The sequence below is a fragment of the Streptomyces sp. NBC_00162 genome (assembly GCF_024611995.1).
Lineage (GTDB): Bacteria > Actinomycetota > Actinomycetes > Streptomycetales > Streptomycetaceae > Streptomyces.
Genome location: NZ_CP102509.1, coordinates 8518340 through 8544045 on the forward strand (window position 1 = coordinate 8518340; position 25706 = coordinate 8544045).

30 protein-coding genes and 7 pseudogenes are annotated in these 25706 nt (G+C 69.5%); 21 read left to right on the plus strand and 16 right to left on the minus strand.

Translation table 11 applies throughout. From position 1 onward, the window contains the following. Positions 1 to 235: 235 nt before the first annotated feature. From JIW86_RS39455 to JIW86_RS42310, 3 genes and pseudogenes are all read right to left on the minus strand, one after another. Positions 236 to 454, minus strand: a complete 219-nt coding sequence (locus JIW86_RS39455; protein WP_257559647.1) for a hypothetical protein — start codon at positions 452 to 454, stop codon at positions 236 to 238. Further along, positions 432 to 623 (minus strand): annotated as a pseudogene (locus tag JIW86_RS42305) (transposase); the annotation flags it as partial. The gene JIW86_RS39455 and the pseudogene JIW86_RS42305, both read right to left, overlap by 23 nt. An 18-nt stretch (positions 624 to 641) precedes the next feature. Next, positions 642 to 956: a PQQ-binding-like beta-propeller repeat protein gene (locus JIW86_RS42310; RefSeq protein WP_416237706.1), complete on the minus strand. Its 315-nt coding sequence runs from the start codon at positions 954 to 956 to the stop codon at positions 642 to 644. A gap of 81 nt (positions 957 to 1037) precedes the next feature. Here JIW86_RS42310 and JIW86_RS39465 point away from each other — a divergent pair, with 81 nt between their 5' ends. The 8 genes and pseudogenes from JIW86_RS39465 to JIW86_RS39505 form a co-directional block, all read left to right on the plus strand. After that, positions 1038 to 1286 (plus strand): hypothetical protein, encoded by a 249-nt coding sequence (locus tag JIW86_RS39465; RefSeq protein WP_257559089.1) that lies wholly within the window; start codon positions 1038 to 1040, stop codon positions 1284 to 1286. A 118-nt stretch (positions 1287 to 1404) separates the two neighbouring features. Continuing rightward, on the plus strand, positions 1405 to 1641 hold the full coding sequence (locus tag JIW86_RS39470) for a hypothetical protein (protein WP_257559091.1): 237 nt from the start codon (positions 1405 to 1407) through the stop codon (positions 1639 to 1641). Then, positions 1631 to 1888, plus strand: coding sequence for a hypothetical protein (locus tag JIW86_RS39475; protein WP_257559092.1), 258 nt, complete (start codon positions 1631 to 1633; stop codon positions 1886 to 1888). Before JIW86_RS39470 ends, JIW86_RS39475 begins: the two co-directional genes overlap by 11 nt. Positions 1889 to 2177: 289 nt before the next feature. Then, positions 2178 to 2882 carry a hypothetical protein gene (locus JIW86_RS39480; protein WP_257559093.1) on the plus strand — a complete coding sequence of 235 codons (705 nt, stop codon included), beginning with the start codon at positions 2178 to 2180 and terminating at the stop codon, positions 2880 to 2882. Between the two features lie 259 nt (positions 2883 to 3141). Continuing rightward, positions 3142 to 3558 (plus strand): hypothetical protein, encoded by a 417-nt coding sequence (locus JIW86_RS39485; protein ID WP_257559094.1) that lies wholly within the window; start codon positions 3142 to 3144, stop codon positions 3556 to 3558. 719 nt (positions 3559 to 4277) lie between these two features. Then, the gene (locus JIW86_RS39495) at positions 4278 to 4553 is read left to right on the plus strand and encodes a hypothetical protein (protein WP_257559095.1); all 276 of its coding nucleotides are present in this window, start codon (positions 4278 to 4280) and stop codon (positions 4551 to 4553) included. 639 nt (positions 4554 to 5192) lie between these two features. Further along, positions 5193 to 5717, plus strand: coding sequence for a VOC family protein (locus JIW86_RS39500; RefSeq protein ID WP_257559096.1), 525 nt, complete (start codon positions 5193 to 5195; stop codon positions 5715 to 5717). Between the two features lie 122 nt (positions 5718 to 5839). Further along, a pseudogene (locus tag JIW86_RS39505) lies at positions 5840 to 6330 on the plus strand (transposase family protein); the annotation flags it as partial. Between the two features lie 121 nt (positions 6331 to 6451). On the opposite strand, the gene JIW86_RS39510 reads toward JIW86_RS39505, so the two are convergent. Continuing rightward, positions 6452 to 6718: a hypothetical protein gene (locus JIW86_RS39510; protein WP_257559097.1), complete on the minus strand. Its 267-nt coding sequence runs from the start codon at positions 6716 to 6718 to the stop codon at positions 6452 to 6454. A 193-nt stretch (positions 6719 to 6911) separates the two neighbouring features. On the opposite strand from JIW86_RS39510, the gene JIW86_RS39515 reads away from it, so the two are divergent. Both JIW86_RS39515 and JIW86_RS39520 read left to right on the plus strand, forming a co-directional pair. Next, the gene (locus tag JIW86_RS39515) at positions 6912 to 7361 is read left to right on the plus strand and encodes an SRPBCC family protein (protein WP_257559098.1); all 450 of its coding nucleotides are present in this window, start codon (positions 6912 to 6914) and stop codon (positions 7359 to 7361) included. Positions 7362 to 7698: 337 nt separating this feature from the next. Then, complete coding sequence (locus JIW86_RS39520) at positions 7699 to 7965, plus strand: Mu transposase domain-containing protein (protein ID WP_416237707.1); 267 nt, start codon at positions 7699 to 7701, stop codon at positions 7963 to 7965. Between the two features lie 208 nt (positions 7966 to 8173). On the opposite strand, the gene JIW86_RS39525 is transcribed toward JIW86_RS39520, so the two are convergent. The 3 genes from JIW86_RS39525 to JIW86_RS39535 all read right to left on the minus strand — a co-directional run bounded on the left by JIW86_RS39525 (position 8174) and on the right by JIW86_RS39535 (position 10168). After that, on the minus strand, positions 8174 to 8608 hold the full coding sequence (locus JIW86_RS39525) for an ester cyclase (protein WP_257559099.1): 435 nt from the start codon (positions 8606 to 8608) through the stop codon (positions 8174 to 8176). 34 nt (positions 8609 to 8642) lie between these two features. Next, positions 8643 to 9371, minus strand: a complete 729-nt coding sequence (locus JIW86_RS39530; RefSeq protein WP_257559100.1) for a helix-turn-helix transcriptional regulator — start codon at positions 9369 to 9371, stop codon at positions 8643 to 8645. A gap of 206 nt (positions 9372 to 9577) precedes the next feature. Next, the gene (locus JIW86_RS39535) at positions 9578 to 10168 is read right to left on the minus strand and encodes a hypothetical protein (protein WP_257559648.1); all 591 of its coding nucleotides are present in this window, start codon (positions 10166 to 10168) and stop codon (positions 9578 to 9580) included. Here JIW86_RS39535 and JIW86_RS39540 point away from each other — a divergent pair. The 6 genes and pseudogenes from JIW86_RS39540 to JIW86_RS39565 form a co-directional block, all read left to right on the plus strand. After that, positions 10103 to 10625 (plus strand): annotated as a pseudogene (locus JIW86_RS39540) (IS701 family transposase); the annotation flags it as partial. The gene JIW86_RS39535 and the pseudogene JIW86_RS39540 overlap by 66 nt on opposite strands. A 608-nt stretch (positions 10626 to 11233) precedes the next feature. Beyond that, the gene (locus JIW86_RS39545) at positions 11234 to 11701 is read left to right on the plus strand and encodes a hypothetical protein (protein ID WP_257559101.1); all 468 of its coding nucleotides are present in this window, start codon (positions 11234 to 11236) and stop codon (positions 11699 to 11701) included. A 410-nt stretch (positions 11702 to 12111) separates the two neighbouring features. Next, complete coding sequence (locus tag JIW86_RS39550) at positions 12112 to 12534, plus strand: hypothetical protein (protein WP_257559102.1); 423 nt, start codon at positions 12112 to 12114, stop codon at positions 12532 to 12534. 120 nt (positions 12535 to 12654) lie between these two features. Beyond that, on the plus strand, positions 12655 to 13413 hold the full coding sequence (locus JIW86_RS39555) for a GntR family transcriptional regulator (protein WP_257559103.1): 759 nt from the start codon (positions 12655 to 12657) through the stop codon (positions 13411 to 13413). 162 nt (positions 13414 to 13575) lie between these two features. Beyond that, positions 13576 to 14008 (plus strand): annotated as a pseudogene (locus JIW86_RS39560) (NADPH-dependent F420 reductase); the annotation flags it as partial. 427 nt (positions 14009 to 14435) lie between these two features. Further along, entirely contained in the window at positions 14436 to 14789 is a 354-nt protein-coding gene (locus JIW86_RS39565) for a PRC-barrel domain-containing protein (protein ID WP_257559104.1), read from the plus strand. A 745-nt stretch (positions 14790 to 15534) separates the two neighbouring features. Here the strand turns inward: JIW86_RS39565 and JIW86_RS41865 are convergent. Beyond that, positions 15535 to 16116 carry a hypothetical protein gene (locus tag JIW86_RS41865; RefSeq protein ID WP_322975595.1) on the minus strand — a complete coding sequence of 194 codons (582 nt, stop codon included), beginning with the start codon at positions 16114 to 16116 and terminating at the stop codon, positions 15535 to 15537. A 679-nt stretch (positions 16117 to 16795) separates the two neighbouring features. Between JIW86_RS41865 and JIW86_RS39575 the strand changes: the two genes are divergently transcribed. After that, complete coding sequence (locus tag JIW86_RS39575; protein WP_257559106.1) at positions 16796 to 16975, plus strand: hypothetical protein; 180 nt, start codon at positions 16796 to 16798, stop codon at positions 16973 to 16975. Positions 16976 to 17251: 276 nt separating this feature from the next. Here the strand turns inward: JIW86_RS39575 and JIW86_RS39580 are convergent, their stop codons facing one another. Next, positions 17252 to 17719, minus strand: a complete 468-nt coding sequence (locus JIW86_RS39580; protein ID WP_257559107.1) for a hypothetical protein — start codon at positions 17717 to 17719, stop codon at positions 17252 to 17254. A 45-nt stretch (positions 17720 to 17764) separates the two neighbouring features. After that, complete coding sequence (locus tag JIW86_RS39585; RefSeq protein ID WP_257559108.1) at positions 17765 to 18301, minus strand: hypothetical protein; 537 nt, start codon at positions 18299 to 18301, stop codon at positions 17765 to 17767. 208 nt (positions 18302 to 18509) lie between these two features. Here JIW86_RS39585 and JIW86_RS39590 point away from each other — a divergent pair. After that, positions 18510 to 18738 (plus strand): annotated as a pseudogene (locus tag JIW86_RS39590) (DUF6766 family protein); the annotation flags it as partial. On the opposite strand, the gene JIW86_RS39595 reads toward JIW86_RS39590, so the two are convergent. The 3 genes from JIW86_RS39595 to JIW86_RS39605 are packed head-to-tail and all read right to left on the minus strand — an operon-like array spanning position 18719 to position 20378. Beyond that, positions 18719 to 19468: a metallophosphoesterase family protein gene (locus JIW86_RS39595; RefSeq protein ID WP_257559109.1), complete on the minus strand. Its 750-nt coding sequence runs from the start codon at positions 19466 to 19468 to the stop codon at positions 18719 to 18721. The pseudogene JIW86_RS39590 and the gene JIW86_RS39595 overlap by 20 nt on opposite strands. Beyond that, entirely contained in the window at positions 19465 to 19728 is a 264-nt protein-coding gene (locus JIW86_RS39600) for a hypothetical protein (RefSeq protein WP_257559110.1), read from the minus strand. The genes JIW86_RS39595 and JIW86_RS39600 overlap by 4 nt, the downstream gene beginning before the upstream one ends. After that, positions 19725 to 20378 (minus strand): nucleotidyltransferase family protein, encoded by a 654-nt coding sequence (locus JIW86_RS39605; protein ID WP_257559111.1) that lies wholly within the window; start codon positions 20376 to 20378, stop codon positions 19725 to 19727. Before JIW86_RS39605 ends, JIW86_RS39600 begins: the two co-directional genes overlap by 4 nt. 902 nt (positions 20379 to 21280) lie before the next feature. Here JIW86_RS39605 and JIW86_RS39610 point away from each other — a divergent pair. The 3 genes and pseudogenes from JIW86_RS39610 to JIW86_RS39620 form a co-directional block, all read left to right on the plus strand. Beyond that, a pseudogene (locus tag JIW86_RS39610) lies at positions 21281 to 21829 on the plus strand (glutathione S-transferase family protein); the annotation flags it as partial. 885 nt (positions 21830 to 22714) lie between these two features. Continuing rightward, the gene (locus JIW86_RS39615; RefSeq protein ID WP_257559112.1) at positions 22715 to 22906 is read left to right on the plus strand and encodes a DUF1059 domain-containing protein; all 192 of its coding nucleotides are present in this window, start codon (positions 22715 to 22717) and stop codon (positions 22904 to 22906) included. A 31-nt stretch (positions 22907 to 22937) separates the two neighbouring features. Further along, positions 22938 to 23222 (plus strand): annotated as a pseudogene (locus JIW86_RS39620) (NAD-dependent epimerase); the annotation flags it as partial. 256 nt (positions 23223 to 23478) lie between these two features. Here the strand turns inward: JIW86_RS39620 and JIW86_RS39625 are convergent. The 3 genes from JIW86_RS39625 to JIW86_RS39635 are packed head-to-tail and all read right to left on the minus strand — an operon-like array spanning position 23479 to position 25636. Beyond that, complete coding sequence (locus tag JIW86_RS39625; RefSeq protein ID WP_257559113.1) at positions 23479 to 24615, minus strand: iron-containing redox enzyme family protein; 1137 nt, start codon at positions 24613 to 24615, stop codon at positions 23479 to 23481. Further along, on the minus strand, positions 24612 to 25064 hold the full coding sequence (locus tag JIW86_RS39630) for a class I SAM-dependent methyltransferase (RefSeq protein WP_257559114.1): 453 nt from the start codon (positions 25062 to 25064) through the stop codon (positions 24612 to 24614). The genes JIW86_RS39625 and JIW86_RS39630 overlap by 4 nt, the downstream gene beginning before the upstream one ends. A gap of 59 nt (positions 25065 to 25123) precedes the next feature. Next, positions 25124 to 25636 carry a topology modulation protein gene (locus tag JIW86_RS39635; RefSeq protein ID WP_257559115.1) on the minus strand — a complete coding sequence of 171 codons (513 nt, stop codon included), beginning with the start codon at positions 25634 to 25636 and terminating at the stop codon, positions 25124 to 25126. Positions 25637 to 25706: the final 70 nt, after the last annotated feature.

Consider the following 25706-nt stretch of genomic DNA (forward strand, 5'->3'; position numbering starts at 1 on the left):
CCCGCCGCTGCCACTACCAGCGCCGGTGCCACACGACCGAGGGGCAGCCTCCCGAAGGCCACCCCTGACCACTCCACAGCCCGCTACACTCCACCCGCCAGACGAAACCCGCAGGTCAGACAGCGAAATCCTGCTGGAGTACCAGTGCCACCAGTGTCTGAGCCGTTCGTGACAAATAGTGAGCGAGGGCTGGGCGGCGGTGGCTCGCAGGTGTGTTGAGCGAGCGACTGTGCAGCTACTTGGGGTCCTGGCTGTCCCAGGAGTAGACGAACTGGCGGGGACTGAGTTTCCAGCCGGTCAGTACGGTCATCAGCTCTGACTCGCCGGTTGTCTCAGCGGATGCGATGAGGATTGCCCCGATGTCGTAGTCGAAGCCGTCGATGCGCCCGCTGTCGTATTCCCAGTGCTCAAACGGGAAGGTGCGGTCCGCTTCGGGCGTGCATGAGCCAGGCAAGGGTTCGTTCGACGACCCAGCGGCGGGGCAGGAACGACGAACCCGGTGGTGTCCTTGGGTCGGCTGACGGTCTTGATGGTGAGGCGGAGGTGCTGTTTGGCCCAGGTGACGAACTGGCCGGCGTAGGCGGAGTCTGCCAGACGATGGTGATCTCGGGGTGCATGAGTCGGGGCTGATGTCGGAGACCTCATGCCGGCACCGCGTCGACCCCCGCGTCCGTGAGCACGTACAACCTGTTGCCGACGACCAGGGGGACTCGATCCGCACCCGGTTCGCCTTTCACTCGCCAGCGCGCCGCTCCCGTACGGGCGTCGTAGGCCCACAACTCCGAGGTGTGGGCCACCAGTACGGACTGCCCCCCGGCCAACGCCGGTGCGGAGGTACAGCTGTTGGATTGTGTACGCCACAGCTGCTTCCCGTCGGAGGCGGCTCCTGCGGTGACATGGCCGTCGGCCTTCTTCGCTCCGTCGGCGAAGGGTTCTGGAAGCCGGAGTCGATGGATTGCGCGGCCCGGAAGCTGTCACTGGTAGTCAGAAAGACGGCGGACCCGACTGCGCACCTGTCCGTAGTCCGGGATGCGGCCGTGCCGCTGCCCGAGTCGCTGGCCGCGCTCCTGGTCGAGACGGCCGGGCAGCTGACCGCCACGGCCGCGGAGGCGCCGTTGGCCGCGCTTCGCACTGCCGGTGTGCTGGAGCGGATCGCCGCCCGGGTAGGCCAGGAGGCTGCTGGCACGCTGTGCGACGACGGCATGTCCGCCGAAGCGGTGGCCGCCGCGCTCGGGACCACCCGCTCCAAGGCCCTGGTCCTGCTCCTGACCGCTCAGGACAGGTAACGGCACGCACCCCAGCGTCCGCCCTGCCTGGGTTTCGGTTTCGCCGGAGTGGATCCCGGTCCGCGGGCTGGGCGATACCGTGGTGACACCACGCCAGATGACAGTCCAGGAGTCCCGGATGAGCCAGCAGCCGGCCACCGCGCCCGTGCCCGAACGCCAGCCCCTCGACGAGCACGCCGCCGCGTCCGTCCTCGCGTACGCGGCCGACCAGCGGGCCAAGGTCGATGTCCTCGCCTCGGTGCTGGAGGACATCGCCGCCCACGGCTACCCCACGCCGGAGAGCGGCGTCCTGTGGGAGACCGCCCGCGACGCCCACCTCGCCCGCCTCGCGGACGGGCAGCCTCGTGTCGCCTGACCCCGCCGCGCGCCGCTCGCGCGTCGTCATGGTCGAGCCCGCGCTTACCCAGCTGGCCAAACTCACGGCGAACGAGACGCACCGCCTGGACCGCGCGATCGTCGCCATCAGCGTCAACCCGGAACTCGGCACCGAGGTGCCCGGCACGCTGCTGCGCGACTACGCGGACGAGATCGACGGGGTCCGGGTGATCTATTACGTGACCGCCCTGCGGACCATCACGATCGTGGCGTACGTCGAAGCCTGAACACCGAACAGTAGAGGCGCTGCTGGTGGGGGACGGTGCCGACCGCGTGCGGTTTGGTGGGCCCACCTGCCGGGCGCGAGACCGCATGCCTGGCCCTGAGCCTGCTGGCCGGGACGGTAGTGCTGGCCGGCGCGTGGCGCTCCGCCGGCGCCGGACACCAGGCGGTGCTCGGCGGGCCAGGAGCGGTCGCTGCGTCTGCTGAAGGCGATCGACGGAGCCGGCTGTTGTCAGTGGCGGGCGCGAGGATGCTGGCATACCGCTGAACCGGCCACCTTCTGAAGGGTTCTCCATGTCCGTTTCCGTTTCCGGGCCCGCAGCCGACGTCGCGGCCATCCCCTTCCCCACCGGCTGGTGCGCCACGGACCTGGGGAGCTTGCGGCCGTGCGCGTCCACCTACGAGGTGTACCCCCTGGAGAGCCTGCCGCCGCTGGAGGCCGCGCACCTCGACGACGGGTTCGACTGGCTGGGCGGGGCGGGCGGGCCGCGATCCGAGCACACGGAGCATCTCGCGGCCATGGAGCGGGAACTGGCCGAGGCCGGACTGGCGCTCCCCGAGGGCTTCGCCGCCTTCTACGGCAGCGAGCGCCTCTGCCGCGCCTTCGACGAGGTCTCGGTGACGGCCTGCTGGAGCCACCTCTCCGATCCGCTGCACAGTCCGGCCGAGGAGGGCGCCCGTCTCGTACGGTTCCTGCGCGACCAGCAGGACTGCGTCATCTGGTACCTGTACCTGCGCCCCTCCGGCGAGGCGTTCGTGGTCTTCTCGCACGTGGAACTGGAGTCCGCCGGCTGGTGGGCGGAGGGGGAACCGGCCGAGGAGGTCCGGGCCGCGGTGGCCTCCTCGCTGGTGCGGTGCGCCGACACCTTCGAGGAGTTCGCGTACCGCTTCGTCGTGGAGAACGAGCTGTGGATGCAGGCGAACTCCGCCGGCGCCGAGAGCCCGCTCGCTCCCCGCCTGCAGGCGTACGCCGGCCACTACGTGTCCGCCGCCTTCTGACCCGGGCGGGCCCGCCTGCGGGCGCTGCCGCCTCGGGCGAGGACGTCGCCCTGCTCCCCGTCGTTCGGCCGCTGGTGGACCGGAGGGTGGTGATCACCGCCCTGCTGTAGGCCGGGATCCGGCGGCGTGGCCTGACGAGTCGACAGGGATCACGACTCCGTATCTGATTGGAAAACGGAAGGAGAGAGTCCCTTTTGTGTGTTCAGGAGCCGGTAGCGTACGCGCGTTCGATCACGTACACGTCCCCAAGGAACCCTCCATGGCCACGCCTCCCGCGCCGCAGTCCCCCGAGCAGCCAGCCGCTCCCGGCCCGTTCGACGCCCCCGTCGCGCCGTCCGAGCCCGCGAAGAAGAAGGGCGTCCTGGGGAAGAAGATCCTCGGCATCGTCGTGGCGATCGCGGTCGTACTGTTCTGGCGCCTGGGCCTTCCCTATCTGACGGGCGAGGCCCCGGTGCACGCGGAGGCCGGTGACTGCGTCGTCGTCACCGGCCCGGAGAACGACCCCAAGGTCGAGAGCAAGGGCTGCACCGAGAAGGTGGCCGACCTTTACAAGGTCGTCAAGGTCGTCGACAACACGTTCGACATCGACAAGTGCGAGGGCGTGGCCGAGGTCGCTCTCGCGCAGCAGCTCGAATCGGACAAGTTCGTCCTCTGCATGGAGCCCGTCAAGAACTGACGCCCCACATACGGCCGCAGGGGCCGGACCCGCCGGGTCCGGCCCCTGCGGCGTCCCCGCGGGCCGTCAGGCGGTGCCCGTGCAGCGAGTCCAGCAGCGCGAGGTCGTCTCCGGACAGCCGCAGCGCCCCGCCGCCACGTTCGCCGTCAGATGCTCCGGGTCGCCCGTGCCCGGGATGGCCAGGACGTGCGGGTCCCGTTGCCTGGAGGACGAGCTGGCGGATCGCGGAGGCCCTGCCGCGCCGCGGAGGACGCCGAGGTGGACTTGGAGGCTGACCGGGTTCATCGGCTGCCCGGGCTGTCGGCCGGGGGAAAGCCACTGTGAGCTTCTGCTACGACGTCGCGGCTCGGGAGGGCTGCGGGTCCGCGCCGGTCGGGCGCTGCACACGATCGAGGACGCACCGCCGGTGGGCGGTCTGCAGGCATCGACTGTGTTCCCGGTTGGGCGGAGGGCAGGACGGAGGGGGAGTCCATGGCGCAGTACCTGGGGCCGTTGGAGCTGATCGGGGACCGGTGGGTGATCGGGGACCCGACGCGAAAGGACGGCCTGTCCATCGTGTTCACGCCCGAGGGCCTGGAGCACCGTTGGTGCGAAGAGGCGGTGCCTCTGCTCGCCACGGAGTGGTCCCGGTTCATGGAGTTGCAGGTGCGAGCCGCCTACCGAAGGTGGCATGTCACCCGGTTCGGAGGCGTCGTGGGGGCTTCGCGCACGGTGCCGACATGGGCCGCGACGACTGCTCCCTGCGGGGCATGGTGCGCCATCCCTACGAGCCGTGGTCGGTGTGGTACACGCAGCACGAGCGCGGTTACACGGGCGGCCACGTCATTGTGCTGAACGCACTGTTCGGCCAGCTCACCGAGGCGAAGGCGTTGGACCGGCTCGGTGATCCCGAGTGGCTGGGTGCGGCGGTTGCCGAGCTGTCTTCGTACACCTCGCGGTACGCGCCCAAGGGCAACCGTCTGATGACGGAGACCCTCCAGAGTCTCGGCGTCTGAGCAGAAACCCAGGGCGCGGTCTACTTCGTCATGCCGGACGCTGAGGTGTGGTTCGCCAACTCGGGTGTCGGCATTTGGCTCGAGGCCCGGCCGCCTCGTGGACGCGACCCTCTCGGCGAAGGTGTACCGCCGGTTCGAGCAGCAGGGCATCGTGCCAGCGCAGCGGGGGTGTTCCTCGACGAGCTGGCCGAGGTCTCGCGGACCTGCGTCACCTGATCGCCGAAGGGGGCAGACGCGGCCCTGGCGGTGCGGATCGGACAGATCCCGTGGGAGGAGGTGGCGACCGCGCTCGGTACCAGCGAGGAGCCGGCCCGCTGGTCCGTGAGGGGCTACCTCCGGCCCTGGCCCGCCCTGCCGCCGGGACTGGCAGGTTCCTGGCCTGAGGGATATCCGAGCCGAGGTTGTGCCTGCCGCGGTGGCGTGATTACCGGAACGGCCCGTGTCGTTCGGCCGCCAGGGAGGTACGCACCGTGGAACTGAGCCTTTTTCATCCTCAGCACGAGGTTCTAGAGGGAGGACGGCTATGACCAGGGCGCTGACGAGGTTCGCGCTGATTCCGGGCTCATCTAGGAACAAAACTGTCCTAGTTGATCCCTAGTGTCGTCACGTCACGAAGAACCACAGGAGGGGACGACACCGATGAGTCAGACTGCACCCGAGGGCTACACCAGCGTTGCACCGTGGGTGGTCACCGACGACACCGGCGCACTGCTCGACTTCATCACCGTCGCGTTCGACGGCGAAGAGATTGCACGGGTGCCGGTCGAGGACGGCACCATCGGTCACGGCGAGATCCGAGTCGGCGACACGGTCGTGCTGGCCTTCGACCGACGGCCCGACTGGCCGGTGATGCCCTCCCTGTTGCGGGTCTATGTCCCGGACGTGGACGCCGCCATGGCTGGTGCTGTTGCGCACGGGGCACTAGTGATCACCGAGGCTGCCGACAGTGCGTGGGGGGATCGCGGCGGCAGGGTGCGGGACCCGTTCGGCAACATCTGGTGGGTGATGAGTCGGGTCGAGCACATCGCACCGGATCTGGCCTGGCAGCGAATGTCCGAGCCGAAGTACGCCGAGGCGATGCGCACGGCCCAGGAGACCCTGGACGCCTCGCTCAGCGGCCGGGAGACAGGGGTGGCCAGCACCCCGCAGCGCCCAACCCACTGAGATCAACTTCCGACCTGACTGCAGACAAGGGGAGTTGAGGGCCGACAGCAGTGCATTGGCCCAACGAAGCTCCTGGTGGACGATATACCGACCAAGATCACCCGTGTCCACAGGAGCTTCGCGTGCTTGCCTACCCATCATCAATAGATCTGTCCACCCGCACCCTGAAGTACCTGACCGGTCAACTCATCGCCCGGTTGCTGGAGATCGGCACACGCTGGCGGCGCCCCTGACTGCTGGCCGTCAGGCGCACCTTGCGCTGGCTCACCTGTGGTGCAGCGACACCTATGCCCAGCTCGTCGCTGGATTCGGCATCGGGATCGCAACCGTCTACCGATACGTCCGCGAGGCCGTCGACGTGCTGGCCGGCGTCGCGCCGACCTTGGCCGAGGCGATGAAGACGGCCTCGACGAAGGCGTTCGTGATCCTGGACGGCACCCTTCTGCCGATCGACCGGATCGCCGCCGACACTCCGTACTACTCCGGGAAACACAAGCGGCACGGCATGAACGTGCAGGTTCTCGCCGCTCCCTTCGGACGTCTGATCTGGGCGTCCGCGGCGCTGCCCGGCTCGACCCACGATCTGACCGCTGCCCGCAGCCACGGGATCATCACGGTCGGTGCATGTAGTCGGCTGTCCCGGCGATTGGGGGTGTTTCGGTGGTCAGGGTGAACTGCGGGGGCGTCCCACAGGGTGATCAATCTCCACTTCGACGAGACCGTGCCCCGGGTCTTCAGGCGGCCTGGAGTCCTGCCTCGCATTGCCGGCACCGCTGCTCCTGGAGGGCGGGCGGATACCAGGGTTCGCCCGGCCCGGACGGCCGGTAGTGCGAGTGCTCCATAGCGTCCGTGTCCAGGCCGCAGAGTGTCTGCGGGAGCGGGTCCTCGGGCGCGTCGGGGTCAGCGCCCGAGGCGTGGACGCTGCGCACGACCGGTTCCACGCCGTCCGGCCCGATGGCCTGGTCCGCTTCCAGTTCGAACAGCACGATGATCGACCCCATGTGTCCAGAGTGAATGAGCGGGCCGGGCCCGCCAGCCGGAGTGGGCTGATTGCAGTGGACACGCCGCTGCTGCTGCCCCCGACGGGTGGTTGCCAGGTGCTGGAGCGGGCAGGCGCGTGGACCGGGGGAGGGATGAACGGACCGCCGTCGGCGGTGGCCTGGCGAACCACGCAGTCGTGAAGGGACTTCTCTGATGTCGCAGGTAAAGGAATCGATCGAGGTTGATGTGCCGGTGACGACGGCCTACAACCAGTGGACGCAATTCGAGTCGTATCCGCAGTTCATGGACGGTGTGGAGCGGATCGAGCAGCGCACCGACACGCTCACGCACTGGGTGACGAAAATCTCCGGGGTGGAGCGGGAGTTCGACGCGGAGATCACCGAGCAGGTCCCCGACCAGAAGGTCGCCTGGGTGACCGTGGGCGGTGAAACCGAGCAGTCGGGCCTGGTCACGTTCCGGCCGATCGACCCGGCCCACACCGAGGTGACGCTGATGATGGACTTCGATCCCGAGGGGATGGCGGAGAACATCGGGGACAAGCTCGGCTTCGTCGACCGGCAGGTCAAGGGCGACCTGAAGCGGTTCAAGCACTTCATCGAGGACCGCGGCGCCGCGACCGGCTCCTGGCGCGGCAGCGTCTGACCAGCCTCCCGAACGCCTGCGTGCCGGAGGGCCGGAAGCCCCTCCGGCCCGCAGGCGTTGGCCCTCGGTTCGGGCGCCTCCCGTCACCCTCGGGGCTTGCGGCAGCCCTGGGGGCGAAGCCGAGGAAACAGACGGCGCGTCCGCGGCCCCGGGGAGGGGCCTGGCTGCTACACAGTCTCCACCCTGGATCCCCTGGTCCTGGTCTAGGTCATGCGGTTCTTCCTGGCGCCCCTCATTTTGATTCTCGTGCTCGCCGCGTGTTCGGCGGGGAGGTGTCAGGGGTCATCTGTTCGAGACAGGCCGGCTCTCCACCCGGCAGGTCGACCGCTACAGCCAGATCTGCGTCCGGATGAACCGCTACTCGGTTCCGGTCCGGTTGATTGGGCGGACCGTCCGCGTCATGCTCCACGCCTCCGAGCTGGTGGTCTACGACGGCCGCGAAGAAGTCGCCCGGCACAAACGGCTCATCGCCCGCGGCGCCACTCGCCTCGAATTCGACCACTACTTGGAGACCCTGGTTCGGAAACCGCGTGCCCTGCCCGGCGCCACCGCTCTCGACCAGGCCCGCTGCTGGCCGGTTCACCCCCTTCACCCCCATCCATGACGCCTGGTGGCAGGCTGCGGTGAGAGCCCATGGCCAACGAGAGGGCACCCGGTGTCGGCGTAGACAGGAATGCACTCAGGCTCGTACCCGTGAATGTGCTCGCGCTCTCGGAGTCCGCGCCGACCGGCTCGGTTCGAGTGGGGGCTACGGGTGGTTCAGCCGAGAACGTGACGGCTCGCGATCTCCGGTACGCACGTGTGGAGGGTGGCTACGCGGCGAATCGGCGGTTGCCGGTGAGCGACCACACGCCGGAGATCCGGCCATCGGCGATGGAGAACATGTCGATGCCGCTCTTCGTGACGGGTGCGCCTGAACCGTCAACGTAGGTCGCGGTCCACCGGGATGCGAGCTGTCCGTGAGCATTGTCGATGACGGGCGGACCATCGAGGTCGTAGGTCAGTCCGGTAAGGGCCTGGCGGTGGGCGGTGATGAAGGTGAGGAGGGTGCTGCGTTCTAGCGTGGAGTCGGTGCCGGTGCCTTCGACGGCGTTCGCGAAACGCAGCTGGAAGCCGGGGGCGATGATCTGCTCCGCGAGTGCGAGCTCGCCGTTCCACAGGGCCGTCCACCCCTCCAGCAGCCTCGTGCCGTGCTCGCGGGTCGGCAGGGCTGCGTCGGCGGTGGGAGGCTGGGTTGTCAGATGCATGGGGTGCCTTTCCGTTGTCGTGGGGCACCAGCTTCTATGCTTTGGGCGACAGCCCTATGTCGGTGTTTACAAGTTCATCGAGAGGGACGAACTCCCAGCCCAGGGTGTCGACGGCGGCAAGATCCACGGGGCGCGGCGGGGCCGTCTCCGCCAGGGCGTTCGCCTGCTGGATGCGGTCGAGACGGAAGCCGCGTACCGCGGCACGGAGCTGGCACCAGCCGATGAGGTACCAGTGGTCGCCGCCCAGGAAACCCATGGGTTCGACGATGCGATCGGTGCTGGCGCCCTGCGCGTCGGTGTAGTGCAGGCGTAGGACCCGTCGAGTGGAGAGCGCCTCTCGCAAGGCGTGAGGGACGTTGGCCGGTTGCCGCTGGGAGACAGTGAGCCGGACGCGGTCGGCGAGCTCGTGTGTGGCGTGGCGCTCGCGCTGGGGCATGACGGCGAAGACCTTGCGCAGCGCCGAACGGGCATCGCCTGCGAAAGGTGTCCCGGACAGTGCGTGCAGTCCCACCGCCAGAGCTATCGCTTCCGCCGGGGTAATCGTCAAAGGTGGCAGGGTGTGGTCCTTGTCCAGGACATATCCACCGCTGCGGCCGGGCTCGGCGTAGATGGGCACACCGGATTGCTGCAGGGCGTTGAGGTCGCGCTCGATGGTGCGGGAGCTGACATCGAAGCGCCCGGCCAGCCACCGGGCGCTCCGCGGGCGGGGCGAAGCTGCACGCAATTCTTCCACCAGCGCATACAAACGATCAGTACGGTTCACAGGAAGGGACCGTAGACCAGCGTGACCAGAGACGCCCGGGCAGGTAGGTGCCTCCACCACCCGCCAGCGAGCATGTTCACTCGTACCCGGCTGAGCACATCGAGGTCGAGGGTGTACGCCGACACACTCGGGCTCTGATCGAAGTCCTCCTGCTCAGCCGCCACCTGCCTCACGAACATGAATCCCTCCGGCCACTGCGCTCAACGTCAGCAAGCGTTCCCGGCATTGAATTTGGGAGTGCGCATCGTGTGCGAGACACCGTTGATCCTCAGCGTCACCGTGCCGTGCAAGTAGTTGCAGATGACTTCGGTGGCCCGGGCGTAACACCCGGTGCTCTTCTTCGCGCTGAGATGGCTATTGGAGCACGTGTCGCGCGAACCGTCCATGGTGGTGACCTCGCCGCCGATCGGGACTGTTTTGCCTCCGCCGTTGCCGACAATCATCACGACCTGGCTCCTCGAGTTGGGTACCAGGACGTAGCAGGCGTACATCACCGCAGCAGGGGTCCCACGGTGGTACTGCTTCGCGCCGCACGCCCGGCTGCCCGAATTGAGATTGGGGCTGCCCCAGGTTGCGGCCGAGGCAGGACCTGCCGCAACGAAGGCGAGCGTTAGAGCGGACATCAGGACGACAAACCTTCTCAGGATCCTGGGCACAGAACTCCCCTCATCATCACCCCATTTGTGGCGATAGTAGAAAAGCAGGGAAGGTAGCCGCCAGTCGGCGAAATCCACGTCATGGCCACCACCCGCCACGACACCGTCGTCTCCCGCTGGGCCATGGACCATCCCGTTCACGACCTGTTTCCCGGTCTGCCCCGGCAGAAGTGGAAGCGCCGTTCCTGCGGCAATGGGGGCCCACGCCCCGAGGGTCTACGACTGGGCCAGGGTCGAGGTCCGGCCCTGGCACCGCGAGGACCGCCGGCACTGGGTGATCGCCCGCCGCAGCGTCCGCCGGCCGGACGAGATCTCCTACTACATCGCCTACCGCCCGGCCGAGACCACCCTCGACGAGCTCATCCGCGTCGCGGGAAGCCGGTGGGCGGTTGAGGAATGCTTCCAGACCGCGAAACAGGAGTGCGGCCTGGACGACTACCAGGTCCGCCGCTACGACGGCTGGCACCGCCACATGACCCTGGCCATGGCCGCACACGCCTGCCTCACCGTCCTGCGCGCTCGAGCACTGGATACCGGGAAAGCAGAAACGGATCCTCCCAGCTCATACCCCTCACCCTGCCCGAACTCCGACGTCTGATCAGCCGGCTTACCCGGCCCCGCGCGAGCATCGACCACGTCCTGCTCTGGTCACACTGGCGACGGCGACGACAGTTCCAGGCACGTGTCAGCCACTACAAACGACGCGGTCATACACCACCAGAAGCCAACAAACCATCACAGCAAACACCGTTGCAGTACGAGGGCGCGCTGGAGGGCGCAACCGCGGAAAGGCGTTCTACGTGCTCTGCGACAAGACCAACAACACGCAGACGCAGACCAGCATCAGCAAGTGGGAAGTCCGTTGCGAAATCAGCATCGCCCCGGTGCGGCCGGCAGAGTTCATCCACTTCACCACCACCCAGATCACCGCCGGGCCAGCTAAGGAGCCTGCGTGGCTGTCCCTGCCTGCCCCGATGGTAGGAAAGCCCGCCGGGGAGCACGAAACCCCCGGAGCGAAAATGCCCCGGGGTCTTCGTGCTCACGGAGAGCTGCCCCCCGCAGGCCCTTCTTGGATGGCTTCGGCCATCACTGGCGCGGCGCCCCCACACCCGGACCACTGTCTTGACCCGCCCGGGATCGCCGCTTCGTGTGATCGACCACCGGGCTGGTGGGCGGCGTCGTCCGGTCGCCGGGTAGGGTCGCGTCATGGTCACGGCCCGGGCGGCATTCGGCGCGACGCGGACCCGCCGCCCGGCGGGGCCGCTCAGGCTGTTGTGGCTTGCCGCCCTGCTGTTCGCTTTCCTCTATACCCACGCCGCCGGAGCCGACAGTGCCTCCGCGCACGTCACCGGCGGTGCGGTAACCGTGCCCCATGAGGTGCCCGCCGAGAGCAACGGGGCCCACACCCACGGCGCCCACAATCACGGCGCCCACACCCACGAGGGCCGGAAGCCCGGCGGACGCGACGACGACAGCGGGCATACACACCCCGCCGAGGCATGCGCCTCCGGCCACCCGCAGCACGGCATCGACCTGCCCGGCACGCACTTGCTCTCCCTTGGCGAGCGGACTCCGGCCTCCGCCGCGATGACGCCGCAGCCCTGGACCCGGACCCTGCCCTGCGGCCTGCCTCCCTTGCGAAGTTCCCTCAGTTCAGTGGTGCAGCAGGTATAGATCCGGGCCATTCACCCCGATCTGTCCTGACACTCATTGCCTGCCCCGGCCCGCCCTGCTGCGGGCCGCCGGGTGGTGAGCCACGCACGCAGCACCCAAGGAACTCACAGACATGACCTCACCCCCTCCTCGACGCCCGGAACACGGACCACACCTCGCACGCCCCCGCTACCGGGCGGGCCGCCCGGCGCAAGGCCCACTCCTCCCGCAAGCGTTCGCTGGCCGCCCGCTATCTCGGCTACGTCGGATACTTCGTCGGCGCCGGCCTCATCAGCGGCGCCGTCGTCCACCACCCGCTCGACCCCGACCGCTACACCCGCATCGCCGGCTACGGCGCGCTCGTCTTCCTCGCCGCGACCGTCCTCAACGAGTTCCTCCTCACCCGCGAGCGGCCCGGACCCGCGCGCCTGATGGTCGTGATCGGCTCCTCGCTGCTGCTCTCGTTCGGCATCGGCATGCTCAGCGGCGGCCTCCAGCACTTCGACGACTTCCCCGCCCGCGGAGCCGTCCTCGTCCCCGCCGGCATCGTCGTCTCCTTCATCGCCTACGTCATCAAAGACGCCGACACCCCCTGGCAGCGCATCTTCAGCCCGCTGGGCGTGAGCGTCCTCGCCGTAGCGGCCCTCGCCCTCTTCGGCCTGCGCGAACTCGCGGCATCCATGGAGACCGCGCCCGGCGGCGGCCACAGCCACGGCACCGCAGAAGAACCGGCAGCCGACGACCACGCCCCCACCGCCAGCCCCTCCACGGCCACCACCCCGGCGCCGACCACCACCTCCACACCGAAGTCAGCCTCCACGCCCCCGCCTCACAACGACGGTCACAGCCACTGACGACCAAAATCGGCACGGCCCGCGGACCCGGGCCGTGCCCGTGGGGAGTTCTTCAACATGTCCCCAGCTCCGCTGGGAACAACCAGCTGGGGCAGACGCAGAACGACCGGAGGATCGCCCATGCCCCGAGAGGCGCCGTACCTCGCAGTAGCCGACGTGCTGCGCGCACGGATCCTCGCCGGAGAATGGGAGATCGGAGAGCGCCTGCCGTCCCGGGCACGGCTCGCCGAGGAGTACAGGGTCGGCCGTAACGTCATGCAGAGAGCCATGGACCGTTTGATCATCGACGGCCTCCTCGAAGGACGCGCCGGCTCGGGCACCTACGTCCGCGTCCCCCGCGAGCGCCTGCGGCTGGTCCGCTCGAGGCACCGCGAACGCCGCCCTGCCCTCCTCCCTCTGCTCCGACGCGAGGGAGGGGGCAGGGCCGACGCGTGGGATTCACACAGCCAGGTGCGCGTCCCTGCTCCTGAAGAAATCGCCCAGCGGCTGGACATCAGCCCCGGAGACCTCTGCGTCAACACGCATTACGAGTTCCTCGCCGACGGACACCCCGTCCAGCTTTCCGAATCCTGGGAGCCCATGGCTATCACGGACGGAACGCCGATCGTGCTGCCCGAGATGGGCCCGTTGGCGGGAAAGGGAGTAGTCGAACGGATGCGCTCCATCGGTGTGGTCATTGACACCGTGGTCGAGATCCCGCGCCCGGCTCGTGCCACCCAGGCACAGGCGAACCTGCTGGGGATCAGCGTGGGGGACCTCGTGCTCCAGATCGAGCGAACGATCTACGACACCAACGGATGCCCAGTGGAAACTGCCGACATGGTCATTCCCGACGTCCGTCGGGAAGAGGTCTACGAGTTCGGAGTCGACCGTCCGTAGCCGATGAAGCGATCAGAGCGGCTTTTCACTTACGACAGTGGGAGACACGAATGTCAAAAGGCGGCCGGCTCGGACTTTTAGGGTGGCCGGAGCCCCGAAGACGCCGCCGCGCGCACCGCCGGGCTCGCCCCGCGGATCGCCTTCGCCGACCAGCGCACCACTGCCCGCACCGCGGACATCGTGATCAACGCGACGCCCGGCGACAGTTCCCTGGACCGCCTCACCGATCTGCGCACCGACCTCGCCGGCAAGATCCTCATCGATGTCTCCAACGCCACCCGCGACGACGGTGACGGCCTGCCGGGCGACCTGTGCTATCCCGGCAGCAGCCTCGCCGAGAAGCTCCAGGCCGCGCTCCCCGACACCCATGTGGTCAAGACCCTCAACACCATGCTTTTCATGGTCATGACCGCTCCCGAAAGCCTGGCCACCCCACCGACCGCCTATCTCTCGGGCGACGATGAACACGCGAAGAGGACCGTCACCGGCCTGCTCGGCGACCTGGGCCCGCGCCACGGAGGCCATGATCCTGGTCGTGCCCCATATCCTGCGCCGACACGGCTTCAAGCCCTTCGCTGTCTCCCTCGCCCGCTGACCCACCAGGACCGGGTTCAGACCGAAACCAGGTAGCGGGCTCGTGCGAGGCGGCTGGGTGCCGGCAGGCACGAGCCAGCTGGGCTGCAAGTGACGCCCGAACTCGGTTCTGGCACACATTTCGTGAACGATCTCGACTCGGCTCCATCAGCGTCCCGCGACATCCAATCCGCGCAGCTCACGTGGTGCGCACCGCCATGCTGACGGATACAGAACAGTCACGCCGCTGGTGGTACCGCGCCAGCGCTCTCTTGGCCGTCATGGCATCTGCCTCACACCGTGGAGGCGGCCTCACCGAAACAGCTGCCCAGCCACGCCGTCGCCACCCGTGCCGCTGCGCCTTACAGGGGAGTCGTCGGAGCGCCACCCGCTCAGCCCCATCGGGTGCGGCCAGCCTGGACGGACGGCGTCGAGCGAGGAGAGCAGCCATGGCGAACGAGGACATCTGGGGTTACCGTGCCGATTCCGGCTACGGGACGGGAATCGACCTGATCGGATTCAAGGTCAAGGCGACCGACGGAAGTATCGGAAAAGTCGATGAGCATACGGATGAGGCCGGAGTCGGCTACCTCGTCGTCGACACCGGCGTATGGACCTTCGGCAAGCACGTACTGCTCCCCGCCAGCACCATCGAGCGCGTCGACCGCGACGACGAAACGGTCTACGTCAACCGTACGAAGGGCCAGATCAAGGACGCGCCCGAGTTCGAACGGGAAAAGCAGCCCCGCGACCCCACCTACCTAGAGCAGTTCACCAAGTACTACGGCACGCCGCACATGTGACTCCGGAGGAAGACCGGGCAGGACCGCGTCTCAACAGGGGTGGATGCGAGAGGGTTCGGTGCCCGCGTTCGGTCTTGCGGAGTGCGGCTTTAACAGGCTGGATGAGGCCCCTGCCCGCGGGTTGACGGTCCAGGCACGTGCGGTCGGTTCCTCGGTGATGCGCTTCTCATGGGCGTCCCCAGGGCCTTCCTCTGGCACAGCCTTGGGCAACAGGCAAGCCGCTGCACCGCAACCCTCCGATCCGGGGCCGATCTCCTGTCGGCCGACGAGTCATGGCCAAAGCAGCGAGCGGGCGTGGGTGAGCTCGGCAGCGCTTGCCAGTGCGGTGCCGTGCCATCCGGCCATTGACGCGCGTGGCGGAGGCTCACACGCACGAGTGAGGCGGAACCGTGGACTGATCAGAGCGCGAGGCCTTGGACGCCCTGGGCCGACGGCGAGTGGTGCGCTGGGGTGGGCGGCCAATCAGCGTAGTGCGGAGTTGCGCTGCACAAAAAACCAGCTCCATATACCCCCGGCAGGGCGGCTCGACCGGCTGCCATCGGCATCGGTCACCCGCAGCGACCGCAAGCACTTCGACCGAGGCCTGGACGGGGCGCGCAGCCCGTATGCAGGAGCTCCGAGAAGTCGGAGCTCCCAGGTACGCGCGTACGGGCTTCCCGCGCCCGAGAGCGGAACGGCGCGCGCCGGCGGGCGGGCTTCCCGGAGCGCCGGAGAACGGTTGGCGGGACTAGCTGGACCGGTCGGGTCAGCCCGGGCTCTGGCTGTCGCTGAGGTTCGAGGGCAGGGGGTCGGCGAGGTAGTGCTGGATGGTGGGGGCGAGGAGGTCGGTGACGGAGTCGGCGGGGAGGGTGGCGATGGCGCCCAGCTGCCAGATGTAGCGGTTCATGACCATGCCGACGATCTGGGTGGAGATGAGGCTGGCCCGCAGGTTGCGTTCGGTGTCGGGCAGGGTGTGGGAGACGACGGACAGCACACGAGTTCGGAGAACAGCTGCCGCAGGCGTTGCAGGGCGGCGGGTTCCTGGGCGGCGGTGAGGATGATGGAGCGCAGGATCTCGGCGGAGACGGGGTCCTCCCACAGGTTCAGGGCGGCCTGCACGAAGGCGTGCCCCTGGCGGTCCATGGGCTGTTCGGCGGCGGCCACGCCACGGGCGGCGCTGGATGCGCGGCTGCAGCAAGAAGCGAACCTGACGTTCTTCGAGTACATGGTGCTGGCGGTGCTGTCCGAGCTCCGTCCTGCCAGGACTGGAGGACGCGTTCGGCTGACCCCCATTAGGGCCGACCGTCAGTCGGGCGGCTCCGGTACCACCGGACGCTCGCCGGGGCACGGCTCGGGCGGTGCCGGGGGAGGCTCGGGCGGTTGCTCGTCGCGGCCGGCGGGCTGTGGAGCGCGGGGCACCGGATCCGGGCTCTTCGGTACGGGCGCGGGACCCTCCGGCTCAGGCTCTGTGGTCCACGCCATCAGGCTCTCACCTCGGTTGTCCGAGCCGGGCTTCGTCATCACGCCATGCCCGGCGATCAGCCCCGTCGACGCGCCTTCCCACGCCGCTCAGCGTCAAACGGCATCACGCGGGTGCGACCCCGGCCATCCCGCGCGCCCGTGTACGCCGGACGGTGACGAGGGAGCGCCCTCACCCGTGTGCTTGCTGCCTTCCGCGGTGATGGTGGAACTCGGACTGTACGGGCTGCTGCGCCTGTACTGGACGGTGTTCTCCGGCCCGGCCGGCAGTCTCGCCGAGGCCTTCCGCACCACCCCCGTACGGGTGTTCGCGGGCCGCGGCGCACCGATGCCGACCCGGCGGACGGGCCCGGAGACCACCGGCACGGACGAGGAGCCCGAGATCCGCGACCCGCGCCGCAGCGTCCCGGGGCCGATGGTCGCGGTCCGCTCTGTACTGCTCGCAGGCTCCCTGACACTCGGCGTGGTCCCGTCGGTGGGACGCGCCCTGGCCGAGGCGGCCGTCCTGTTCTGCGATGCGTCCGGGTACCGGGACGCCGTGGCGGGTCGTGACGTCACGCCCTCGGGGCCCCCACCCCGAGACCGTCTGGACCGTCGTCCGAGCCGCCCTCGCGGCCCTGTCAGCCGGGGCCGCGGTGGCGCTGGCCACCGCCGAGCTCTGGGGGCAGGCCCTGCGGGGTCCGGCGGCACGGCGTACCGCGCAGTGGGCCGGACAGGTGACCACGTAGGCGATCGTGCCCCTGAGGCGGCGCACTCGGGGCACGTTGGCGATTACGTGGCCTGGCTGGTGGCGGGGACGGCGGCGCTCCTGGCGGCCTTCGCCGCCCGGACCCGACTGCTCCCGCTCATACTCCTGCTCCTCGATCCCGATGGCCTCCTCCAGGTCCCTGTGGGCCGTGCCCAGGGCGCCCCCCTGCTGCTCCAGCCCGCAGCGCCCCGCCGAACCGCGTCCCTAGGCGGGGACACGTACGGCGGGCCGCCGTACGCGGAGTGCGCCGGTCACGTCAGGTCCGCAGCAGCCGGCCGAAGAAGGACCGGTACTTCTGCAGGGCCAGCCGAAGGTCCTCGGTGGCCACCTGCTCGCCCGACTGCCACTGGCTCTCCAGTTCCCTCTTGTGTTCGGAGAAGGTCCCGGCGAGGGTCTGCATGACCTCGGCGACCAGGCCGTCGGCGTCGCGCACCGCACCCTGCGGGTCGTCCACGAAACGGGCCTGGATCTCACCCCAGGTCTTCTGGTACTCCGCCGCCTCCCGCTCGGGGAGCAGCGCCTCTGCTTCCTCGGGCGGGACGGACGCCGTCCCCTTCCCCTCCGCGGCCGGGGTCTCCTCGGCGGCCGCTTCCGTGTCGGTGACGTCCGCCTTCTGCCGCATCTCGTCGCGGTCCTCCTCCCGAGTGTCGTCGGCGGTGGCCTCACCCGGGTACACCTGCTGCGGCTCGCCGCCTCCGGCGTGGGCCAGCTGCTCGGTGGTCAAGCTCTGTTCCTCTGTCCGCTGTTCTTCGTCCCTCTGCATCTCGGGTCACCTCGTCGTTCCGACCAGTTCGTCGAAGAGCGCGCGGTAGTGCACCATGGCCCCGCGCAGCTCCTCCGTGGTTGCCTGCCCGCCGCTGCTGCGGACGTTGACCTCGTGCGCCGCGCGGTAGTGCTCCAGGGTCCGTCCGTGTTCGACGGACAGTTCGCGCAGCTGCATCTCGTATCCCTCGGTCGGGTAGCCGCGGTCCCGCATCAGGCGGGTGACCAGCTCATCCGCCTGCGCGACCGCGCCTTCGGGCCGGTCGACGAAGCGCTGCTGGACGGTGGTCCACGCGTCGGTGTAGCGGTGCCGCTCCTCCGCGGGGAGTTCCCTGATGTCGAGGTTGTCGTGCTGGACCTCGCGGTCCCGCAGTTCCGCGTCGGCGGCGTGCTTGCTGCCCGCGCTTTCCACGGTCCGGTCGTATTCCGGGCCGAACCGCTCCTGCAGCCGGCGCCGCCGCCGGAACATCCACGCAGCGAGGGCGGCGAGGATCAGTACGACGGCGACTGGGATCAGGACGGCAAGAAGTGTGCTGGTGGACATCGAATCCTCCGCAGGGCCGTCTCCATTGTTCCGGTGTTCGACGCAACGGCGCCTGCCCTGAACCCGCCCGCTCAAACAGACGTGTGCTGGCCGGAGCGGCTCCTACCAGGGCAACCCTCGGCATGTCGCTGCCCGGTGAGCGGGCGGCGGCCGCCGCGGCGGCGGCCACGGAGTTCGAGGCAGCGCTGCGGGGCGGAGACGTCCGGAGGGCCGGGTCGCCTTCAACGAGGAGCAGTTGCGCGAACTGCAGGAACCGGCCGGCCGGGCCGCGTACGTCACGTCCCCCGAGTTCTGGAAGCGAATCCTCCAGAACTGGCAGTCCGAGCTGCTCGCAGTGGCCTCCATAGCCATCTTCTCCGTCTACCTGCGCCAGCGCAGGCTCACCCGAGTCGAAGCCCGTCGGAGCGGCCCACACCGCTACCGGTGTCGAGGGCTGAACCCCCGTTGGGGGGAGAGGTGGTACAGCGCGAAGGCGCGGTCGATGACGGGCATGGCGACGTTGCGCACCCGTACCCCGCCTGCCGTGACGCCGTGTTCCGTGCCGAGGTGGGCGTGCCCGTGGACGGCGAGGTCGGCACCCGCCTCGTCCAAGGCCTCCGCCAGGAGGTAGCTCCCGAGGAAGGGATGGATCTCCGGCGGCTCGCCCGCCAGCGTGTCCCGCACCGGCGAGTAGTGCGTCAGCGCGATCCGCAGCGCACAGCCGTCGGCGCGCAGCTCGCGCAGCGCCAGGCCCAGCCCTTCCGCGCAGGTCCGGGTGTACCGGATGAACGCCTTCATCTCCGGCTCGCCGAACTCGCTCGCGCTGCGCCCGGCGAAGCCCCCGCAGAACCCCTTGGTGCCCGCGACACCGACCCTCGTACCGCCGATCTCGAGGACCACACCTTCGCCCTCCAGGACGCGGACCCCCTCCTCGGCCAGTTCCCGGACGACGAGATCCTGCTGATCGCTCTGGTAGTCGTGATTGCCGAGGACGGCGACCACGGGCAGCGGCAGCCCGGACACCTCGCGGGCCACCACCCGGGCCTCGTCGGGCGTGCCGTGCCGGGTGAGATCACCTGCCAGCAGCAGCAGGTCCGCGCAGTCTCCGAGGGTGTCGAAGGCCGGGCGCAGCAGGCCCGCGCTGCCGGGGCCGAGGTGGATGTCCCCCACGGCCGCGACGCGGATCACGACAGCTCCTCGGCGTGATCGGGAGGGTCCGCGCGGCTCACGGTCAGGTCCTCCTGCCAGTGCACCCCCGCCAGTTCCTCCACGGCGATCCGCAGGACGGCCGCCCGGGCGTCGGCCCCGGAGACGTTCCCCCAGATCAACGCCCCGGCCCCGCGCACTTCGATGCGTACGCCGAGCTCGGAGACGTCCTCCCGCGCCAGGCGCTCGCGCAGGTGCTCCACGCGGTACTCGATGTTGTCGGCGTTGTCGGCAGACGTCATGGTGTCGCCTCGCGGGGGTCGATGACCCGGAGCCGTTCCAGGAGGTACAGGAAGGCGTCGGGCAGCGGGTCGGCCCGGTGGGCGCGGTGGAGCCGGTCCCAGTCGATCTGCTCCCTCAGCATCCGGGCCATGGGCAGCAGGTCCCCGAAGTCGCAGTAGTGCTCGCACAGAGCGGCCAGCCGGCTGTCCATGAGGTCGGTGGGTGAGAGGACCGGCATCCAGACCGAGTCCACCGCCTTCACGGCCGCCCGGTCGAGCAGTTCCGTGCTGACGGGCTTCCGGGCGAGCTCGAAGATCAGATCGATCTCCTCCCCGCCGGAACTTCCCTTGACCAGCCAGTCTTCCGGGGCCCTGCGGATGGCGATGCCGCCGTCTTCCAGCGCCTGGAGGACGGCGCTGGCGTCCTCGTGCCGGACGCAGAAGTCCGTGTCGTGCTGGAAGCGGGCCGGCACTCCGTGTGCGAACGCGGCCACGCTGCCGGCGAGTGCGAACGGCTGCCCGGACTGCTTGAGCAGCGCTGCCACGTGTTTGGTGACCTCCAGGATCGCCTGGGTGTGGTCCTTCGGCAGCTGACCCTCGGAGAGGGCCGGGGGGCCGATGCCTTCCGCGGGAGGGAGACCGCCCGGGTAAAGGAGAGGATGACTGCTCATGGGGGCCTCGCTCACTCACGGCGACAACGCCCGCCCTTACGGGGAAACGAGTACGTGCTCGGGACGGGCGATGGGCCCTGCGGGGCCCCCGCCGTCACGGCTGGCGCCTAACCGTTTCCGGACCCTTCGAAACCCCGGCGGCGTCGTGCGGAGCGCGGCGGTCGTGGGGAGTGGGCCGAGGCCGGGCGGGTAGGGGTCCGCCCGGCCACGGACTCGTCCCGGAGGCAGACGTCCTGGAGGCAGAGATGAACCGCGCCGCGCTGTTCGACGTCGACGGAACCCTCACCGACATCAACCACCTGCACGTCGCCTGCTGGTACCTGCGGTTGATCGGCGTCATCCCCCTCCGTCCCCGAGCAGGACGGCCGGCTCACCCTCCCGATGAATCCGATCGGGCGGATCACGGCCTTGGCCGCCGAACTGCGCCGCGCCGGCGGCGACCGCGTGGCGGTGTACGGCCTGGAGAACCCGGCCGGAACCCCCGTCTACGTGCACGTCAAGGTGTGCGTGATCGACGACGTGTGGGCCTCCGTCGGGTCCGACAACATCAACCTGCCTTCGTGGACGCACGATTCGGAACTCAGCTGTGTCGTGCTCGGCCAGAGCCCGGACCCGGGGGACGCGCTCTGCGCCCCGGTGACGGCCTTCGACGCCTTCGGGGCCGCCGCCCGCAGCCCTGGACGCCTGGCACGAGGGCGGCGGCCGCGGTCCCGAGCCGCCGGGACGTCTGCGCCGGTACGTTCCGCCGGATCTGCCCACGGCGAAGAGGGTGCTCGCGACTCCGCACCACTTCCTCGTCGACCCGGACGGACGGCCGCCGGGGATGCGGCGCCGCAACACGTTCTGAAAGCGCGGTGTCCCGTGGCCGTATGGCGTCAGGATGAGGGTAGGCGCCGGGGGTGGTGAGCTATGTGAGCCCCGGCAACTCTCGTGACAGCCGGTACATCACCACCCGGATCACCACCGACGCGCGCGACGGCTACCCGGTAGAGTCCGGCCGCTACCGCCTGGTGGTCAGCCGGGCCTGTCCGTGGGCGAGCCGGGCGGTGATCGTACAGCGGCTTCTCGGGCTGGAGCAGGCTCTACCGATGGCCGTCGCCGGGCCTGTGCACGACGAGCGCAGCTGGAGCTTCGACCTCGATCCCGGCGGGCGTGACCCGGTGCTCGGCATCGAGCGGCTCCGGGACGCCTACCTCGCGCGCGACCCCGGCTATGACCGGGGCATCACGGTGCCGGCCATCGTGGACGTCCCGAGCGGGAAGGTGGTGACCAACGACTTCGCGCGGATCACGGTCGACATGTCGCTGGAGTGGACGCAGTACCATCGCCCAGGGGCTCCGGAACTGTATCCGCCCGCACTCCGGCCGCAGATCGACGCCGTGAACGAACTGGTCTACCGGGACGTCAACAACGCCGTCTACGAAGCCGGGTTCGCCGGCAGCCAGGAGGCGCTCGTCATGGCGCCCCCTTCCCGCTGCTGGAGTCCGGCCCCCGCGTCCCGCCCATGATTCGCCGACCGAGACGAATCTGGCACGCGCCACCCCGGCACTCGGCTTCTGGGCCGTGCGGGTGGACCCGTGCTGCTGGACCGGTAGAAAGGTGAGCCCGGCGCGGCCGGGCGCGTAGCCTCCGTGGCCGGGGGACGGCACCCATGTCAGGAGCCGGCTCCCCGTCGGCGGGCCGGTACGGCGACGAGCCGGGGCATACGAACCGGCTGGAGGCGGCCCGGCTCCGAGCCATCACGGATGCGTTCGACCCCGACACTGAACAGCGGCTTACCGCGCTGCGAGTTCCGGAGGACGGGCGCTGCCTCGAGGTCGGTGCGGGGACCGGAACGACTGATGTGTAGCTCGCCGCCCACTGTCCGCGCGGCCACGTGCTGACTCTACTGACGAGTAGCTAGATTGCTGGGGATGGCGTGAGGCCGGCCCTCCCGGTGTGGGAGCGTCTTGCCGACGCCCCGGCCCTGAGTCGTTTGTCTGCTGCCGACACCCTCGAGGTGTGTTCTCGTCCGAGGCTAGTCGCGCTGCTGGCACGTGTGAGGCGGTGGTGGGGGTCCTGCCGGTCGTGTGTGCGGGCTGGTAAGGGGCCGGGAGGTCCGGCTGGTCAGTCGGCCAGGGTGGCGAAGCAGGTGGTCCCGGTGTGTCGGGAGAACTTGCGGAGGTGTTCCCGGCCGTTGCGCCATGCATACGGTTTCCGCCCGTCCAAGCTGCGCGGCTTTCGTATCGGGCCGAAGAGGGGGATCGTGGAAGGAGATCCTGTACGCACCCACTCCCGCCCGGGCGCCGCTCGGACGGTGACCTCGGCAACCGCACAACTAGTCCGGGAGGCACACCATGCGTAAGGTCATCGACTGCAGGGACTACCCCAGCGAAGCCAAGTGCACCCTGACCATCGCGGGCGAGGAAGAGGAAGTGGTCCGGGCGGCCACCGAGCACTCTGTGTCCGTGCACAGTGAGGTCGACACGCCGGAATTCCGTGCCACGCTGCGGACCATGCTGAAAGACGAGGTGCCGCAGCACGCCTGACCGGACCCGCGCCCTGACGTGCAGCGCCGTTCTGGCCGGGGTCTTCGACGCGCGGAGTCTGCCGATGCCCACCGCTCCGCTACGGGCCGCCCTCGCCGTGGCGTGGCGACTGCGTCTGGTTCCCGCCTCTCCCGGCCTCTTCGACGCCGTGCTGCGCCTGCCGCTCATGGACTGCTCCCGGGCGCGCGAGGAACTCGCGTGGGAGCCCCGTCGCACGTCCGTGGAGGCCTTCGAGGAGTTCCTCTCAGGGCTGCGGGGCGGAGCGGGCATGGAGACCGCGCCCCTGACCCCGGACCGGGCCCTCACGGGGCGATGAGGTGAGTACGCGGACCCGGGCGCCGCGGATTCGACCTTGTGGCCCGCAGCCGAGGACGAAGGGCTCAGTCGGCGGCTCCCCACCGAGGCCAAAACGTCCCTGCACTCCTACTGGGCGCGCCCGCACGGCAGCCGGAGCCACCTGCGAGGGCGTGCGAGCGTGCCGCACCGCGTGGACGCCCTCGGCGTGCGCCGCACTCTCGGGGAACCCGGCTTCCTCCAGGATGGTGCGCACCGCGGTCAGGAACTCGTCATGATCATTCACGGTGCGCACCGTAGGGGGAGCCGGGGTACAGGGACTCGTCGATTCGCATCGCCCGGCCTTCCCCGGAGTCGCTGGTCAGCGCGTCATGGGGGCTTGAGGGCTCGCGCAGCGCCGAGCGGTTCTTGTCCCAGGCCGCGCGGATGTGGGCGGTCAGGCGGTCTTCCAGCAGGAGGGTCGCGGCGCAGCCGAAGGCGATGTCGGCCTCCAGTCCGGGCTCCTCGGCGAGCAGACCGCCGATGACCTCGCCGCGGACGACCTGTTCGTGGACGGCGTCGGCTTCCACGTGCTCGGCGTAGAAGTGTTCGGCGGCCGGGCCGGCCCCGCACCTGCGCATGGCCTTGGCCAGGCGTCGGGAACCGGGCGACGAGGTGACCTCGACGCAGGCGAAGTGGCCGACGAGGGCTCCGCGCAGCGTCCGGTGAAGGCCGAGAAGCGACATCAGGTTGACGGTGGCGAGCAGCGGCGCGGGGGCCCGGTCGAGGTAGCGGCCGTACGCGGGGTTCAGACCGAGGTCGGCCATCAGGTCGGCGAAGAGCCGGGCGTGGATCCGTTCGGGGCGGCCCGCGCCGAACTCGTCGTACTCGATGGCGACCATCGCGGCTTTGGCGCGCCCGGTCAGCCGGGGGATGACCCAGGCGTGCGGGTCCGCCTCCTTGAGGTGGTACAGGGACCGCAGGGTAGCGTACTCGCGCAATTGCCACAGCTCGCCCTCGGTCTCCAGATAGTGGCTGAGACTGCCGCTGAGGTCCACCGGCTCGAGGAGCAGCGGGGCGAAGGCCTCCTCCACGGAGCGTGGGGCGCTGGTGAGGTCCATCCGCAGTGCGTGGAGGAACCGGTCCTCCAGGACACGGCGCAGGCGGAGTAGGTCCGGGTCCCATTCGAGGTCGGCCGCGACGCCTTCGAAGCCGCGGTAGTGCAATTCGTAGAGGAGGAAGAGGGCGAGCTGCAGGTCCTCGCCCGTGGGGTCGGCCCGCAGGACGGCGGCGGCGATGGCGTCGGCCGTGTCGTGGAGTGGCGGCCGGCCGCTACGCAAAGCGTCCACCACTGTGCGGGAGAGCGGGCCGCGGCCTTCCACAAGGGCGGGTCCGGGTGCCGTGTCCGCCGCGGGGGAGGCGCGGGGGCCGGTCATGAGGCGCTCCACCAGGATGATCCGCCGCCGGGCGCGAGGCACCGGGCGATCTCCCGCAGAACAGTGCGCGGGGTGGGTGAGTGGTACAGGCAGAACGCGGCGACCGCCAGGCTGGTCCGCCCCGTAGGCAAGGGCAGCTGGTGGAAGTCCGCGCTGATCGTGTGCACGGGCAGGCCTCGGGCGCGGGGCCGGTCACGGGTCGCGGCCAGCAGGGCAGCGGACGCGTCCACGGCGCACACCCGTGCCGCCGGCAGCGCTTGCGCCAAGGCCAGCGCGGACGCGCCCCGCCCGCAGCCGATGTCCAGAACGATCCCGTCTGCGGGCTGGGCTGCGACCGCGTAACCGGCGATCACCTGAGGAGCAGGGAGTCCGCTGATCTTCGCGGACATCAGCGCACCGGTACGGTCGGCAAGCCGCTGCTGATCGGCGTACAGGCTGCCGGTGACCAACTGGTCGAGGAACGGGAGGTGTCAGACACGGTCCGCACCCCCGTCCCGCCGCGTCCGGGCTACGCGTCCTGCGTGGCCTTCAGCCAGGCCAGCAGGTCGAGGGCCTGCCGCCTGCTGGTCACTGTGCGCACGGTGGCGCCCGTGGCGTGCTCCTTGATCAGCTTCTGCACGCGAGGGGCCATGGTCTTGCGATAGCCCCAGACGTACTTGACGAAGTTCCAGGTGATCCGGTCGTACACCCCCGTGCTGTCGTTCTGGCCGCCGCCGTAGCGCAGGCGCCGCTGTGCGATGCCCCACAGACAGACTGCCGGAGGGATGTCCAGGAAGATCACCATGTCCGCGGCGCGGAGCCGGATCGGGAGCGTGCCGGCGTAGTTTCCCTCGATGACCCAGGAGGGCGCCTCCACCAGCTCTTCCTGGATCGCGGCGAACTTCTCCTTGTCCAGGGTGTTCCACTCGCTGTCGTAGTACACGGCGTCCAGGTGCGTCACCGGGGCGCGGTAGTGGTCTGCGAGCTGCTTGGACAGGTACGTCTTGCCGCTGCCTCCGCAGCCGATCAGGGCGATTCGCATGGGATGAGACGCTACCGATTCGAGCTGGTGTGGTGGGTGGGGTTTCCATTCTCCCCCTCTCTCGAGCATC

Coding starts and splice junctions, on each gene's coding strand:
- JIW86_RS39605 (WP_257559111.1), bottom strand. CDS start 20,378: ATGAGCAGTCATCCTCTCCTTTACCCGGGCGGTCTCCCTCCCGCGGAA.
- JIW86_RS39585 (WP_257559108.1), bottom strand. CDS start 18,301: ATGTCCACCAGCACACTTCTTGCCGTCCTGATCCCAGTCGCCGTCGTA.
- JIW86_RS39515 (WP_257559098.1), top strand. CDS start 6,912: ATGTCGCAGGTAAAGGAATCGATCGAGGTTGATGTGCCGGTGACGACG.
- JIW86_RS39625 (WP_257559113.1), bottom strand. CDS start 24,615: ATGACCGGCCCCCGCGCCTCCCCCGCGGCGGACACGGCACCCGGACCC.
- JIW86_RS39550 (WP_257559102.1), top strand. CDS start 12,112: ATGGTCGTGATCGGCTCCTCGCTGCTGCTCTCGTTCGGCATCGGCATG.
- JIW86_RS39555 (WP_257559103.1), top strand. CDS start 12,655: ATGCCCCGAGAGGCGCCGTACCTCGCAGTAGCCGACGTGCTGCGCGCA.
- JIW86_RS39565 (WP_257559104.1), top strand. CDS start 14,436: ATGGCGAACGAGGACATCTGGGGTTACCGTGCCGATTCCGGCTACGGG.
- JIW86_RS39500 (WP_257559096.1), top strand. CDS start 5,193: ATGAGTCAGACTGCACCCGAGGGCTACACCAGCGTTGCACCGTGGGTG.
- JIW86_RS39600 (WP_257559110.1), bottom strand. CDS start 19,728: ATGACGTCTGCCGACAACGCCGACAACATCGAGTACCGCGTGGAGCAC.
- JIW86_RS39480 (WP_257559093.1), top strand. CDS start 2,178: ATGTCCGTTTCCGTTTCCGGGCCCGCAGCCGACGTCGCGGCCATCCCC.
- JIW86_RS39615 (WP_257559112.1), top strand. CDS start 22,715: ATGCGTAAGGTCATCGACTGCAGGGACTACCCCAGCGAAGCCAAGTGC.
- JIW86_RS39545 (WP_257559101.1), top strand. CDS start 11,234: ATGGTCACGGCCCGGGCGGCATTCGGCGCGACGCGGACCCGCCGCCCG.
- JIW86_RS39495 (WP_257559095.1), top strand. CDS start 4,278: ATGGGCCGCGACGACTGCTCCCTGCGGGGCATGGTGCGCCATCCCTAC.
- JIW86_RS39485 (WP_257559094.1), top strand. CDS start 3,142: ATGGCCACGCCTCCCGCGCCGCAGTCCCCCGAGCAGCCAGCCGCTCCC.
- JIW86_RS39635 (WP_257559115.1), bottom strand. CDS start 25,636: ATGCGAATCGCCCTGATCGGCTGCGGAGGCAGCGGCAAGACGTACCTG.
- JIW86_RS39525 (WP_257559099.1), bottom strand. CDS start 8,608: ATGCATCTGACAACCCAGCCTCCCACCGCCGACGCAGCCCTGCCGACC.
- JIW86_RS39510 (WP_257559097.1), bottom strand. CDS start 6,718: ATGGGGTCGATCATCGTGCTGTTCGAACTGGAAGCGGACCAGGCCATC.
- JIW86_RS39470 (WP_257559091.1), top strand. CDS start 1,405: ATGAGCCAGCAGCCGGCCACCGCGCCCGTGCCCGAACGCCAGCCCCTC.